Source organism: Geodermatophilus sp. URMC 64 (assembly GCF_053502555.1).
Genome location: NZ_CP199955.1, coordinates 270711 through 284818 on the forward strand (window position 1 = coordinate 270711; position 14108 = coordinate 284818).

10 protein-coding genes are annotated in these 14108 nt (G+C 73.3%); all 10 read left to right on the plus strand.

Features of this window, described 5'->3' with window-relative positions:
• Window positions 1–22 precede the first annotated feature (22 nt).
• The 10 genes from ACWIYF_RS01295 to ACWIYF_RS01340 all read left to right on the plus strand — a co-directional run bounded on the left by ACWIYF_RS01295 (window position 23) and on the right by ACWIYF_RS01340 (window position 14028).
• Window positions 23–1498: a S8 family serine peptidase gene (locus tag ACWIYF_RS01295; protein ID WP_448626304.1), complete on the plus strand. Its 1476-nt coding sequence runs from the start codon at window positions 23–25 to the stop codon at window positions 1496–1498.
• A 134-nt stretch (window positions 1499–1632) separates the two neighbouring features.
• Window positions 1633–3417, plus strand: coding sequence for an N-acetylglutaminylglutamine amidotransferase (locus tag ACWIYF_RS01300; RefSeq protein WP_448626305.1), 1785 nt, complete (start codon window positions 1633–1635; stop codon window positions 3415–3417).
• Between the two features lie 4 nt (window positions 3418–3421).
• Complete coding sequence (ngg, locus tag ACWIYF_RS01305) at window positions 3422–5167, plus strand: N-acetylglutaminylglutamine synthetase (RefSeq protein WP_448626306.1); 1746 nt, start codon at window positions 3422–3424, stop codon at window positions 5165–5167.
• An 11-nt stretch (window positions 5168–5178) separates the two neighbouring features.
• Window positions 5179–5622, plus strand: coding sequence for a fluoride efflux transporter FluC (locus tag ACWIYF_RS01310; RefSeq protein WP_448626307.1), 444 nt, complete (start codon window positions 5179–5181; stop codon window positions 5620–5622).
• Window positions 5619–5984: a fluoride efflux transporter CrcB gene (crcB, locus tag ACWIYF_RS01315; RefSeq protein ID WP_448626308.1), complete on the plus strand. Its 366-nt coding sequence runs from the start codon at window positions 5619–5621 to the stop codon at window positions 5982–5984. Before ACWIYF_RS01310 ends, crcB begins: the two co-directional genes overlap by 4 nt.
• Window positions 5985–6052: 68 nt before the next feature.
• The gene (locus tag ACWIYF_RS01320; protein ID WP_448626309.1) at window positions 6053–7486 is read left to right on the plus strand and encodes an alpha,alpha-trehalose-phosphate synthase (UDP-forming); all 1434 of its coding nucleotides are present in this window, start codon (window positions 6053–6055) and stop codon (window positions 7484–7486) included.
• On the plus strand, window positions 7483–8226 hold the full coding sequence (otsB, locus tag ACWIYF_RS01325; protein ID WP_448626310.1) for a trehalose-phosphatase: 744 nt from the start codon (window positions 7483–7485) through the stop codon (window positions 8224–8226). Before ACWIYF_RS01320 ends, otsB begins: the two co-directional genes overlap by 4 nt.
• A 325-nt stretch (window positions 8227–8551) precedes the next feature.
• The gene (locus ACWIYF_RS01330) at window positions 8552–10159 is read left to right on the plus strand and encodes a methyl-accepting chemotaxis protein (RefSeq protein ID WP_448626311.1); all 1608 of its coding nucleotides are present in this window, start codon (window positions 8552–8554) and stop codon (window positions 10157–10159) included.
• A gap of 234 nt (window positions 10160–10393) precedes the next feature.
• Entirely contained in the window at window positions 10394–12001 is a 1608-nt protein-coding gene (locus ACWIYF_RS01335; protein WP_448626312.1) for a methyl-accepting chemotaxis protein, read from the plus strand.
• 380 nt (window positions 12002–12381) lie between these two features.
• Window positions 12382–14028: a methyl-accepting chemotaxis protein gene (locus ACWIYF_RS01340; protein ID WP_448626313.1), complete on the plus strand. Its 1647-nt coding sequence runs from the start codon at window positions 12382–12384 to the stop codon at window positions 14026–14028.
• Window positions 14029–14108: the final 80 nt, after the last annotated feature.

A 14108-nucleotide genomic window follows, 5' to 3' on the forward strand; every position in this document is an offset into this window, starting at 1 on the left:
TCCGCCTGACCCGAGGAGTGCCATGAGCCGGTCCCGTCGAGTCGTGGGGGTGGGGAGCCTGGCGGCGCTGGTCGCCGGCGTCCTCGCCGCGTCCCCCGCCCAGGCCACTCCCCCGTCCCCCGCGCTCGCACCCGTCCAGGACTTCCTGGCCGACCAGCTCGCCACGCTGGCCGGCGGCGTCCCGACCACCGTCCTGGTGCACGGCACGGACATCCGCGCCGCCCGCGCGGCCGTGGCCGCGACGGGCATGCGGCCGATCACCGAGTTCGAGAAGATCGGCGTCGCCGTCGCCTCCGGCACCGCGGCGCAGGTCGAGGCGGCCCGCGGCGAGCCGGACGTCACCTATCTCGAGGGCAACAGCCCCATCGAGTTCTTCGACCAGACCTCCAACACCGCGACCCGCGGCGCCGAGGCGGTCAGCACGCTCACCGGCGCGAACGGGCAGCCGCTCGACGGCAGCGGTGTCTCGGTGGCGGTCATCGACTCCGGCGTCGACCCCACGCACCCGTTCCTGGAGAACCCCGACGGCAGCAGCGTCGTCGTCGCCAGCCTCAAGAGCGTCTGCCTCGACGAGTCGGCCACAAGCACCGACTGCGTCCTGCCGGTGCCGGCCACCGTCGACACCGACACGATCTCCGGTGGCGGGCACGGCACGCACGTGAACGGCATCGTCGCCGGCCGCCCGACCACGCTCTCCGACGGCACGCGGCTGCAGGGCGCGGCGCCCGGCGCGAGCCTGGTGTCGATCTCCACCGGCGCCGTCCTGCTCATCGTCGGCGCCGACTCGGCGCTGAACTGGGTGCTGGAGAACCACGAGGCGCCCTGCGGGGCAGGTGTCCCGGCGAGCACGTGCCCGCCGATCAAGGTCACCAACAACTCCTACGGCCCCACGGGCGGCGGGGCGTTCGACCCCGACTCGGCGACGGTGAAGCTGCAGCGGGCGCTGGCCGCCGAGGGCGTCGTCACCGTCTGGGCCGCCGGCAACGACGGCGGCGACGGGTCGTCGTCCCTGACCAACCCGCCGGGCCAGGACCCGACCGGCGGCATCCTGTCCGTCGCGTCCTACTTCGACCAGGACACCGGCACCCGGGACGGCGTGGTCAGCGACTACTCCTCGCGCGGGGCCGCGGCCGACCCGTCGACCTGGCCGGACCTCTCCGCCCCCGGCGAGAACATCACCAGCTCCTGCCGGCTGTACCTGCCGATCTGCATGACCGGCCTGGCGCCGCAGAACGGCCCCGGCGCCCTGGACGTCGGCACCTTCAACACGATCAGCGGCACCTCGATGGCCGCGCCGCACGTCGCCGGGATCGTCGCCCAGCTCTTCCAGGCCGACCCGACCGCGACGCCGGCCGAGATCGAGGCCGCCCTGAAGGGCACCGCGTACCCGTACACGAACGGCGCCGCGTACACGCCGGTGGACGGCTACGCGACGTCCTTCGACAAGGGCACCGGCCTGGTCGACGTCGTCGCGGCCGTGCAGCGCCTCACCACCTGACCCGCGGAGGGGCCGAAGTGGCCACTTCGGCCCCTCCACCGCTCCCGGTTCCACGTGGAACCAGGGGTGTGACGAACATGTGACTTCCGCCGTGCGCGCGCATGCCCCCAGGGGAGCGGGTTAGATCAGAGTGCATGTGCGGCCTCTCCGGCGAGATCACCTTCGACGGCTCCCTGGCCGACACGGGCGCGGTGGACCGCATGGTCTGCGCGCTCGTCCCCCGCGGACCGGACGGCCAGGGCACGTGGAGCGCGGGCCGGGTGGCGTTCGGCCACCGCCGCCTCTCGGTCATCGACCTCTCGCCCCACGGGGCCCAGCCGATGGTGGACAACGAACTCGGGCTGACCGCCGTCTTCAACGGCTGCATCTACGACTACCGGGAGCTGCGCGCCGAGCTGGAGGGGCACGGCTACCGCTTCTTCTCCACCAGCGACACCGAGGTCCTGATCAAGGGCTACCACCACTGGGGCCTGGACTTCGTCGACCACCTGCACGGCATGTTCGCCGTGGTCATCCACGAGCGGGACACCGGCCGGGTGGTCATGGCCCGCGACCGGCTGGGCATCAAGCCGCTCTATCTCGCCGAGACGCCGGGTCGCCGGCTGCGGTTCGCCTCGTCGCTGCCGGCCCTGCTCGAGGCCGGGGACGTCGACACCTCCGTCGACCCGGTCGCGCTGCACCACTACCTGACCTGGCACGCCGTGGTGCCGGCGCCGCGGACGATCCTGGGCGGTGTCCGGAAGCTGCCGCCGGCGACGATCCGGGTGGTCGAGGCCGACGGCACCAGCCGCGAGCGCCGCTACTGGCAGCCGCGCTACGAACGCCGCCCCGAGCACGCGTCCTGGACGGCGCGCGACTGGGAGGACGCCGTCGAGGAGGCGCTGCGGGTCGCCGTCCGGCGGCGCCTGGTGGCCGACATCCCCGTCGGCGTGCTGCTCTCCGGCGGCCTGGACTCCAGCCTGATCGTCGGCCTGCTCGCCGAGGAGGGGCAGACCGGCCTGGCGACCTACAGCATCGGGTTCGAGGCGGTGGCCGGCCAGGAGGGCGACGAGTTCCGCTACTCCGACGTCATCGCCGAGCACTTTGCGACCGACCACCACCGCATCCGGGTGGGCTCCGACGAGCTGGCCGGCGCGCTCGACCACGCGGTCGGGGCGATGAGCGAGCCGATGGTCAGCCACGACGTCGTCGCCTTCGACCTGCTCTCGGAGCGGGTGAGCCAGTCGATCCGGGTCGTCCAGTCCGGCCAGGGCGCCGACGAGGTGTTCGCCGGCTACCACTGGTACCCGCCTCTGGACGGCGTGCCGCTCGAGCGGGCCCCCGAGCGCTACGCCGCCGCGTTCTTCGACCGCGGCCCCGCCGACATGCGCCGGCTGGTCGCGGACCGGTACGCCGTGGACGGCGACCCGTCGATGGCCTTCGTCCGGGCGCACATGGGCGCTCCCGGCGCCGCGACGGCGGTGGACGCGGCCCTGCGCCTCGACAGCGAGATCATGCTGGTCGACGACCCGGTCAAGCGGGTCGACAACATGTCCATGGCGTGGGGCCTCGAGGCCCGGGTGCCGTTCCTCGACCACGACCTGGTCGAGCTCGCCGCCGCCTGCCCGCCCGAGCTCAAGCTCGCCGACGGCGGCAAGGGCGTGCTCAAGGCGATCGGCCGGCGGATCATCCCGCCCGAGGTCATCGACCGGCCCAAGGGCTACTTCCCGGTCCCGGCCATCACGCACCTCGAGGGCAAGGTGCTCGCCCTGGTGCGCGACGCGCTGAGCAGCGCGGCGGCCCGCGAGCGCGGGCTGTTCCGCGACGGGTACGTCGACGCGCTGCTGTCCGACCCCAACGGCGAGCTGACGCCGCTGAAGGGCAACAAGCTCTGGCAACTCGGCCTGCTGGAGCTGTGGCTGCAGACCCACGGGGTGTGAGCCGGTGACCCGGATCGCGGGCGCCCGCCGCCGCCCCGGCGCCCGCGGCTTCACCGACCGCTCCACCCGGCGCCCGTCGGCGCACGAGCGCCGCGGCATGCGCTCCGACGTCGTCCTCGACATGGGGTGGGGCCGGCTGGTCTTCGGGCACACGTTCGGCGACCTGCGCGGCGTGCTCGACGCGCTGCGCGCCGAGGAGTCCGGACGGCGGGACATCTGCGTCTACCCCCGCGACCCGCAGGTGCTCATCGGGCTGGCGCCGGACGAGCTGTTCCTCGACCCGTCGCTGACCTTCCGGCTGGACCTGCACCGCTACCGGCCGCGCGGGGAGCTGATCCGCGGCGTCTTCGTCCGCACGGTGACCTCGGCGCCGGAGATGGCGGCGATCAACGACATCTACGCCCGCAACGGCATGGTCACCGGGGACGGGATCACCATGTGGGCCAACCACCGCACCCGTGCGTTCACCTACCTGGTGGCCGAGGACCGGCGGACCGGCCGGATCGTCGGCACGGTCACCGGGGTGGACCACGAGCTGGCCTTCGGCGACCCCGAGGGCGGCACCAGCCTGTGGTGCCTCGCCGTCGACGCCCAGGACGCGCCGGCGGGGACCGGGGAGGCGCTGGTCCGGGTGCTGGCCGAGCGGTACGCCGCGCGGGGCCGCGCCTACCTGGACCTGTCGGTGATGCACGACAACGTCCCGGCGATCGCGCTGTACCGCAAGCTCGGCTTCACCCGGGTGCCGGCGGTCTGCGTGAAGCGGAAGAACCCGATCAACTCGCCGCTGTTCGCCGCCCGCCCGCCGGAGCTCGACGAGGTCAACCCGTACGCGCGGATCATCGCCGACGAGGCGCTGCGGCGCGGGATCCGCGTCGAGGTGACCGACGCCGACATCGGGGAGCTGCGGCTGTCCCTGGGCGGGCGCAGCGTGCTCACCGTCGAGTCGCTGTCGGAGTTCACCTCCGCGGTCGCGCTCAGCCGCTGCGACGACAAGCGGGTGACCCGCCGGATCATGCAGCGCGCCGGCGTGCGGGTGCCGCGCGGTGCCGTGGCCCGGGAAGGGGACCTGGACGACGCCGCCGCGCTGCTCGACGAGCTCGGCGCGGTGGTCGTCAAGCCGGCCCGCGGCGAGCAGGGCAAGGGCATCACCGTCGGCGTTCGCGACCGCGAGGGGCTCGAGCGGGCGGTCGCCGTCGCGGTGCCGTACTGCCCGGACGTGCTGGTCGAGGAGCTGGTCGCGGGCGAGGACCTCCGGGTGGTGGTCATCGACCACCGCGTCGTCGCCGCCGCCGTCCGCCGTCCCGCCGAGGTGATCGGCGACGGCCGGTCGACCGTCGCCGACCTGGTCGAGAGGACCAGCCGCCGCCGCGAGCGGGCGACCGGCGGCGAGTCGCGCATCCCGCTCGACGACGTCACCGCCGAGGTGGTGGCCGACGCCGGGTTCGCGCTGGACGACGTCCCGCCCAACGGCGCGCGGATCCGCGTGCGCCGGACGGCGAACCTGCACACCGGCGGCACGATCGAGGACGTCACCGACCGGCTGCACCCGGAGATCGCCGAGGCGGCGGTCCGCGCCAGCCGCGCGATCGGCATCCCGGTGACCGGCCTGGACTTCCTCGTCCCGGACGTCGACGGCCCCGAGCACGTGTTCATCGAGGCGAACGAGCGGCCCGGCCTGGCCAACCACGAGCCGCGGCCCACCGCCGCCCGCTTCGTGGACCTGCTCTTCCCCGAGACCCGCCGCGGATAGGTTCTCCGAACGTGGCGGTGGACCCGGACGTCGGCCCGCGCGAGCGACGCCTCGATCCGGCCGTGCTCGCCGCGATCGCCGTCGGCGGCGTGCTCGGGTCCGAGGGGCGCTTCGCCCTCGAGCGGTGGGTGCACTCCCCCGCCGACACCTGGCCGTGGGCGACGTGGTGGATCAACCTCTCCGGGTCGTTCCTGCTCGGCGTCCTGATGGTCGTCATCACCGAGCGGATCGCCGCCCACCGGCTGCTCCGCCCGCTGCTCGGCGTCGGGGTGCTCGGCGGGTTCACCACGTTCTCGACGGCCATGGTCGAGGTGCACGGACTGGGCCGGGCCGGCCGGCCCGGCCTCGCCGTCCTCTACCTGGCCGGGACGGCGGTCGCGGCCCTGTGCGCCGCCGCGCTCGGCGCCACGCTCACGCGCCGGCTCCCCGGCCGGCGGCGGGACGGCCGGTCGTGAGCTGGCTCTGGGTCGCGCTGGGCGCGGCCGTCGGCGCACCGGCGCGCTACCTCACCGACCGCTGGGTGCAGTCCCACCACGGCAGCCGCTTCCCGTGGGGGACGCTCACGGTCAACGTCGTCGCGTCGTTCGTCCTGGGCGTGCTCACCGGCGCCGCCGCGGGCGTCTCCCCCGGCGCCGGGCTGGCGCTGGGCACCGGGCTGTGCGGCGCGATGTCCACGTACAGCACCTTCAGCTACGAGACCCTGCGCCTGCTCGAGACGCGCGCCCCGGTCTCCGCCGTCGCCAACGTCGTCGTCTCCCTGGTCGCGGGGCTGGGGGCGGCGGTCCTCGGCTGGGTGCTCGGTTCGGCACTGACCTGAACCCCGCGTGCCGGTCGGGCGCGGGGTCTATAGGGTCGGTGCGGATGGCGGACGCAGGGGGAGGACACGTGCGGGCGGACAGCCCGGTCGTCGTCGTCGCCAACCGGCTCCCGGTCGACCAGGTGACCGACCCGGACGGGACGACGCGCTGGCAGCGCAGCCCCGGGGGGCTGGTGACGGCCCTCGAGCCGTTCGTGGCCGGCCGCGGCGGGGCCTGGGTCGGCTGGTCGGGCTCGGCCGGCGAGGCCCCGGAGCCCTTCGAGTCCGGCGGGATGTCGCTGGTGCCCGTGCAGCTCTCCGAGGAAGAGGTGGACCGCTACTACGAGGGCATGTCCAACGCCTCGCTGTGGCCGCTGTACCACGACGTCGTCGAGAAGCCGGAGTACCACCGGGCCTGGTGGGACACCTACGTCCAGGTCAACCGGCGCTTCGCCGAGCGGGCCGCCGAGGTCGCGGCCGAGGACGCCATCGTCTGGGTGCACGACTACCAGCTGCAGCTGGTCCCCGCGCTGCTGCGCCAGCGCCGGCCGGACCTGACGATCGGCTTCTTCCTGCACATCCCGTTCCCGCCGTACGAGCTGTTCACCCAGCTGCCGTGGCGGCAGGCGATCGTCGAGGGGCTGCTCGGGGCCGACCTGGTGGGCTTCCAGCGCCCGGCGGCGGCGAGCAACTTCGTCCAGCTGGCCCGCCGGCTGCACGACCTCCCGACCCGCGGCAGCGTCATCGAGTACGACGGCCGGACCGTGATGGCCAAGGCCTTCCCGATCTCCATCGACGTCGCCTCGTTCGACCGGCTGGCCGCCTCCGAGGAGGTCATCGCCCGCGCCAAGGAGATCCGCGCCGAGCTGGGCAACCCGGAGAAGATCGTCCTGGGCGTGGACCGGCTGGACTACACCAAGGGCATCAGCGTCCGGCTCAACGCCTTCCAGGAGTTGCTGGAGGACGGCGTCGTCGCGGCACCCGAGACGGTGCTCGTGCAGGTGGCCACCCCGAGCCGCGAGCGGGTGGAGCACTACGTGCACATGCGGGAGACCATCGAGCAGCAGGTCGGGCACATCAACGGCGTGTTCGGCTCGATCGCCGGGCCGGCCGTGCACTACTTCAACCAGTCGATGCCGCGCGAGGAGCTGGCCGCGCTCTACCGCGCCGCCGACGTCATGCTCGTCACCCCGTACCGGGACGGCATGAACCTGGTGGCCAAGGAGTACGTGGCCGCGCGCGGAGACCTCGGCGGCGCGCTGGTCCTCTCCGAGTTCGCCGGCGCGGCCGCCGAGCTCAAGCAGGCCTACCTGGTCAACCCGCACGACATCGCCGGGGTCAAGAACCAACTGGTGCGCGCACTGCGGCAGGACCCGGCCGAGGGCGCCAAGCGGATGCGCGCGATGCGCCGGCACCTGTTCCGCCACGACCTCGAGCACTGGGCGAGCTCGTTCTTCGACGCGCTGCGGGCCCAGGCCGACGGTCCCGACCCGGCCACGGGGCGGGTGGGGACGCGGGCATGACCCCCGTGCCGCCGGAGCTGCACGCCGCGTTCGCCGACGTCGCCGCGCGCCGGCCGCTGCTCGTGGCCAGCGACTACGACGGGGTGCTGGCCCGGCTGATGGGGGACCCGTCGGCCGCCGTCCCCGAGGCCGGGGTCGCCGAGGTGCTCGGCCGGCTGGCCGCCGTCGACGGCGTCGTCGTCGCCCTGGTCAGCGGTCGCGGGGTGGCCGACCTGCAGCGCACCAGCGGCCTGGCCGGACCGTACCGGTGGGTGGGCAGCCACGGCGCGGAGTTCGACGGTCCCCTGACCGGAGAGCTCGCCGAGCGGCGGGACGCGCTGGCCGAGCAGCTGGCCCCGGTGGTCGGCGAGGTGGCCGGTGCCCGGCTGGAGGTGAAGCCCGCCAGCGTGGCGGTGCACGTGCGGCAGGTCGCTGATGCCGCCGCGGGCGACGCGCTGCTGGCCCGGGTGAGTGCGCTGGCCGATCCGTCACTGACGAAGAAGCCGGGCAAGGCGGTCCTCGAGCTCGCGGTCACCGACGCCGACAAGGGCAGCGCGCTGCGCCGCCTGCGCGCCGACCTCGGGGCCGAGGGCGCGGTGTACTTCGGCGACGACGTCACCGACGAGGACGGCTTCCGGGCGCTGGAGCCCGACGGCGTCACGGTGAAGGTGGGCGAGGGGGAGACCGCCGCCCGCTACCGGGTGGCCGATCCCGCGGCCGCCGTCGCGGCCCTCGAGGACCTCGCGGGCCTGCTCCGCTGATCTCGGGCGCGCCGCACCCGGGCCCGCGGTGACCGCGGCGGCGCCGTGGACGTTGTCGTCCTGCCGTGTCGACATCACCGGGTGCGGGCGCGCCGGACCGGGCGGCCGGCGGCGCCGCCATCTGCGCATTCTGCTGTGGCGACTCGTTCCACCGGGAATTCGGAAGCCATTCCGGGTTGTCGACATGTTCCTCCACCCGGGACGCCGACGCGCATTCCCGGTCACGATTCAGCAGACTTGATGGAATAAACCCGACGCGCGCCGCTGGTGTGGCAACAATCTGCGTGCGCATCAGTCGGCACGACCGCAATTCAGGGAGACCCGCATGAGCACCACCACCATTCCTTCGCGGACCGGCCGGCCGCCGGGCTGGTTCGCCAATCGGCCGCTCGCGCAGAAGTTCGGTGCCCTCGTAGGGGTCGTGGTGCTCGCGCTCGCCGGCCTGCTGACCGCCGTCCTCATCGGCAACGCCCACGTGCGCGAGGCCAGCACCGACGTGGCCAATCTCGGGCAGGCCCAGGCGCTGGTGCTCCAGCTGGACACCCGCGCCAGCGAGCTCAAGGTCGACGGCTACAAGGCGCTGGTCCGCCCCGACCCGGCCGGGGAGCTGGAGGAGCTGGCCGGTGACGGCGAGACCGCGCAGGGCCTGATCGAGGAGCTGAACGCGATCCCCCTGACCGGGGACAGCGCCACCGCGGTGGCCGCGCTGGAGGACAGCTTCACGCAGTACACCGACGCCATCGCCGTCTTCGTGAACAAGGCGGTGACCGACCAGGTCGGCACCCGGCTGATCTGGGAGGACATCCAGAAGGCCAACGACGTCACCGACAGCGCGGTGAGCGCGGCCAAGGACACCCTGGCGGCGGAGACGCAGGCCGCCTCGGAGGCGCTGGAGACGGCGATCAGCGCGGCCCAGCTGGCCGCGCTGCTCGCCGCCACGGCGGGGCTGCTGCTGATCGTGGTCATCAGCGTGTTCACCCTGCGGTCGATCACCCGGCCGGTCCGGCTGGTGAAGGCCTCGCTCGAGGCGCTGGCCACCGGCGATCTCACCCTCGACACCCACGTGCGCAGCACCGACGAGATCGGCCAGATGGCCACGGCGCTGGACGCCGCCCAGGCCAGCCTGCGCGACGTCATGGCCCTGGTGTCGGGCTCGGCCGGTGCCGTCGCCGGCAGCGCCGAGGAGCTGTCCGCCTCGGCCACCCAGATCGCCGCGTCCGCCGAGGAGACCAGCGCGCAGTCCGGCGTCGTCTCCGCCGCGGCGGAGGAGGTGTCCCGCAGCGTCGAGACCGTCGCCGCGGGCGCCGAGCAGATGGGCGCCTCCATCCGGGAGATCGCCACCAACGCGGCCGAGGCCAGCCAGGTCGCCAACAAGGCCGTGACGGCGGCCGCCGCGACCACGGCGACGGTGGCCAAGCTGGGCGAGTCCTCCACGGAGATCGGCAACGTGGTGAAGGTGATCACCTCGATCGCCGAGCAGACGAACCTGCTGGCGCTGAACGCGACCATCGAGGCCGCGCGGGCCGGTGAGGCGGGCAAGGGCTTCGCGGTGGTGGCCAACGAGGTCAAGGAGCTGGCCCAGGAGACGGCCAAAGCGACCGAGGACATCGCCCGGCGGGTCGAGGCCATCCAGGGCGACACCTCGGCGGCGGTGACCGCGATCGAGGAGATCTCCGAGATCGTGGCCCAGATCAGCGACCGCCAGGCCACCATCGCCTCCGCGGTGGAGGAGCAGACCGCCACCACGCAGGAGATGTCCCGCTCGGTGACCGAGGCCGCCAGCGGCTCCGGTCAGATCGCCGAGAACATCGTCAGCGTCTCGACGGCCGCCGGCGACACCACCCAGGCGCTGAGCCAGACCCGGGTGGCGGTGGACGAGCTGTCCCGGATGTCCTCGGAGCTGCGGACCACGGTCGGGCGCTTCACGTACTGATCTCAGCGGCACCGCGGCGGGGCCGTGCGGACGACGTCCGCACGGCCCCGTTTCCGTTTCGTCGGGCAATCCATCATGTCGATATTGTCGACAAATGGCCGGTCAGGAATCGGTGGCCCCCGTCACGGATAACAATTTGCTCGATCTCCTCGTGGAATCCCTCGAATGGTGCGGATGTGACTCAGGATTCATCCCGAGCAGCCAGCTCCCGCCGAGACCCACGGAGACCACTCAATGTCCGACCACACGACCTCCCGCCGCAGCGGCGGCTGGTTCGCCGACCGCTCCGTCGGAGCCAAGATCGGCGCAGCCGTCGTGCTGCTCGCTGTCGTCGTCCTGGCCACGAACGCGCTCGCCGTCATCCGGATCCAGGGACTGCGCGACGGTCAGGAGCAGATCTACACCGAGAACCTGCAGCCGCTCAACGCGCTGTCCGCCGTCCAGCGGGCGACCGCGGCGCACCGGGCCCGCGTGCTCGAGTACGCCGTCTCCGACCCCGCCCGCCGCGAGGAGCTGCGCGGCGAGATGGAGGAGAAGAACGCCGACATCGAGTCGGCCCTCGCGGAGTACCGGCCCTACGTCGTCGACCAGGACGCGATGGACGCGTACCTGGATGCCCGGGCGGAGTTCCTCAGCACGAACGAGGTCCAGCTCTTCCCCGCCGCCGACCGCGGCGACCTGGCCGCCTACGCGCAGATCTACCGTGACGTCTCGAGCCCGCTGCTCACCGCCATCGCCGACGGCCTCGAGGCGGAGGGCGTCGCCCAGTCCGCGGAGGCCGCGGCACGCAACGCCGACGCGGCCGATGCGGCGGACACCGCGGTCGTCCTGCTGGTCATCACGGCTCTGGGCTCGGTCGTCGTGGCCGGCGTGGCGACGACGCTGATCGTCCGCCGGATCACCCGGACGGTCCGCTCCGTCCAGCTGACGGCCGAGGCCATGGCCGCCGGTGATCTCACCCGGGCCACCGGGGTGGAGTCCCGGGACGAGCTGGGCCGGATGGCCGCGGCCCTGGACCAGGCCCAGGGCAGCCTGCGTGAGGTGATGGCGTCGGTCGTGGCGTCGGCCGATGCGGTCGCGGCGTCGTCGGAGCAGCTGTCGGCCTCGTCGGCGCAGATCTCGGCGTCGGCGCAGGAGACCTCGGCGCAGTCCGGTGTGGTCGCCGGGGCGGCGGAGGAGGTCAGCCGCAACGTGCAGACCGTGGCCGCGGGCGCCGAGCAGATGGGTGCCTCCATCCGCGAGATCGCGACGAACGCGGCCGAGGCCAGCGAGGTCGCGGCGCGTGCGGTGACCGCGGCGGAGACGACCACGGCGACAGTGGCCAAGCTGGGCGACTCCTCCGCCGAGATCGGCAACGTGGTGAAGGTGATCACGAGCATCGCCGAGCAGACCAACCTGCTGGCGCTGAACGCGACCATCGAGGCCGCTCGCGCCGGTGAGGCCGGGAAGGGCTTCGCGGTGGTGGCCAACGAGGTCAAGGAGCTGGCCCAGGAGACGGCGAAGGCGACGGAGGACATCGCCCGCCGGGTGCAGACGATCCAGGGCGACACCGGGGCCGCGGTCGAGGCGATCGCCGAGATCAGCGCGATCGTCGCGCAGATCTCCGACCGGCAGACCACCATCGCCAGCGCGGTGGAGGAGCAGACGGCCACCACCAACGAGATGTCGCGGTCGGTGCAGGAGGCGGCCGGGGGAACCGGTCAGATCGCCGAGAACATCACCGGCGTCTCGGCGGCGGCGGGCTCGACCACCCAGGCGCTGGGCCAGACCCGCACCGCGGTCGACGAGCTCTCCCGCATGGCCGCCGACCTGCGCGGCACGGTGGGGCGCTTCACCTACTGAAAACACCCCGTCCTGCCCACCCCTCGCACGCTCGGGGCGGGACCCGGGACGGGGCCCGGCGGGACCCTGCAGGAGGGCCTCCCCGGCGGGGCCGTGCGGACGACGACGTCCGCACGGCCCCGTCTGCTTTCCCGGACGGTCAGCGGCCGAGGAAATGCACTTGTCGACAAAACGGCAGAATGAAGTGTGGTCAGCAAGCAAATTGTCCGGACCTGAGCGACGCGCCGAAAAGAATGGCGCGTGGTCGCACGGCCGCACCCTTACCGTTCTTCCATCGATGCAGCCGGAAAGGCCATCGGGACTCGCAAGGAACCAAAGACGGTCACCACCGCGAGCACAACGTCCCCTACCGCCGCGGCGGCCGTCCGAGGAGCCCTCCCATGTCCGAATCCCTGACCGACGATCTGACTGCCGCGTCCCGGCCGCCGGCCCGCTCCACGGCCTGGTGGGCCGACCGGGGCGTCAGCACCAAGATCCTCACCGCCGTCGGCGCCGCCGGTGTGGTCGCCGCCACCGTCGGGGTGATGGGCATCTCGGCGCTCGGCTCCTCGGCGGCCGCCACGCAGGAGCTCTACGACGGCAACCTCGCCGGGATCAGCGCCCTCGACGACATGATCGTGACGGTCGGGGAGACCCGGAAGCAGCTCCGTGACGCGGTCATCGTCCCCGACCCGGCCGAGGCCCAGCGGCTGCTCGACGGCCTGACCGACCTGCAGGCGCGGTTCGAGCAGCAGCACGAGGCCTACGACGCGACCCAGCCCGACGCCGACCAGGCGCAGCGGCTCGACGAGGCCAAGGCCGGCTTCGACCAGTACGTGACCACCGCGCGGTCGGTGCTCACGCCGTTCGTCCTCGCGGGCGACGACGCCGGCTTCTACGAGGCGAACAAGGCGCAGGTCTCGCCGTTCGCCCAGGAGGCCGAGGACAGCCTCAACGCGCTCGCGGACTCCGAGGACGCGGACGCCAAGGAGGCGGCAGCGGCAGCCCAGGAGCAGTACGAGAGCCAGCGGACGATCGCCGTCGTCGTCCTCCTCGTCGGCCTGGCCGTCGCCCTCGGGATCGGGCTGCTCGTCGCCCGCGGCATCGCGCGCGGCGTCGGCAGGGTGCAGCGCGTCGCCGAGGGGCTGGCTGCCGGTGACCTGACCGGGACGACGGAGCTGCGGACCCGCGACGAGCTCGGCCGGATGGGCACCGCCCTGGACGTCGCGGTCGGCAACCTGCGCGGACTGATGGGCTCGGTGGCCGCGTCGGCCGACGCGGTGGCCGCCTCCTCGGAGGAGCTGTCCGCGTCCTCCGCGCAGATCTCGGCGTCTGCGGAGGAGACCTCCGCGCAGTCCGGCGTCGTCTCCTCGGCCGCCGAGGAGGTCAGCCGCAACGTGCAGACCGTCGCCGCGGGCGCGGAGCAGATGGGCGCGTCCATCCGGGAGATCGCGACCAATGCCGCCGAGGCCTCCGAGGTGGCCGGCCGGGCGGTGCAGGCCGCGGCCACGACGACGGCCACCGTGGCGAAGCTGGGCGACTCCTCGGCCGAGATCGGCAACGTGGTGAAGGTGATCACGAGCATCGCCGAGCAGACCAACCTGCTGGCACTGAACGCGACCATCGAGGCCGCGCGGGCCGGCGAGGCGGGCAAGGGCTTCGCCGTCGTGGCCAACGAGGTCAAGGAGCTGGCCCAGGAGACCGCCAAGGCGACCGAGGACATCGCCCGCCGGGTCGAGGCCATCCAGCTCGACACGGGGGCCGCGGTGACCGCCATCGAGGAGATCAGCCAGATCGTCGCGCAGATCTCCGACCGGCAGACGACCATCGCGTCGGCGGTGGAGGAGCAGACGGCGACCACCAACGAGATGTCGCGCTCGGTGCAGGAGGCGGCCGGTGGCACCACCGAGATCGCCAACAACATCACCGGCGTCTCCACCGCGGCCGACTCGACCACGCAGGCCCTGACCCAGACGCGCACCGCGGTCGACGAGCTCTCCCGCATGGCCGCCGACCTGCGCACGACGGTCGGCACCTTCACCTACTGAGCGGCCGTTCCCGGCCGGGCACCCGCCCGGCCGGGGACGCCGCCGCGGCGCACCGCCCGCGGGTTCACCTCCACATCGGG

Excerpts from the sequence above, each read along its gene's own strand:
- ACWIYF_RS01295 (WP_448626304.1), top strand. The coding sequence starts at position 23 with ATGAGCCGGTCCCGTCGAGTCGTGGGGGTGGGGAGCCTGGCGGCGCTG.
- ACWIYF_RS01300 (WP_448626305.1), top strand. The coding sequence starts at position 1,633 with ATGTGCGGCCTCTCCGGCGAGATCACCTTCGACGGCTCCCTGGCCGAC.
- otsB (WP_448626310.1), top strand. The coding sequence starts at position 7,483 with ATGACCCCCGTGCCGCCGGAGCTGCACGCCGCGTTCGCCGACGTCGCC.
- ACWIYF_RS01330 (WP_448626311.1), top strand. The coding sequence starts at position 8,552 with ATGAGCACCACCACCATTCCTTCGCGGACCGGCCGGCCGCCGGGCTGG.
- ACWIYF_RS01335 (WP_448626312.1), top strand. The coding sequence starts at position 10,394 with ATGTCCGACCACACGACCTCCCGCCGCAGCGGCGGCTGGTTCGCCGAC.
- ACWIYF_RS01340 (WP_448626313.1), top strand. The coding sequence starts at position 12,382 with ATGTCCGAATCCCTGACCGACGATCTGACTGCCGCGTCCCGGCCGCCG.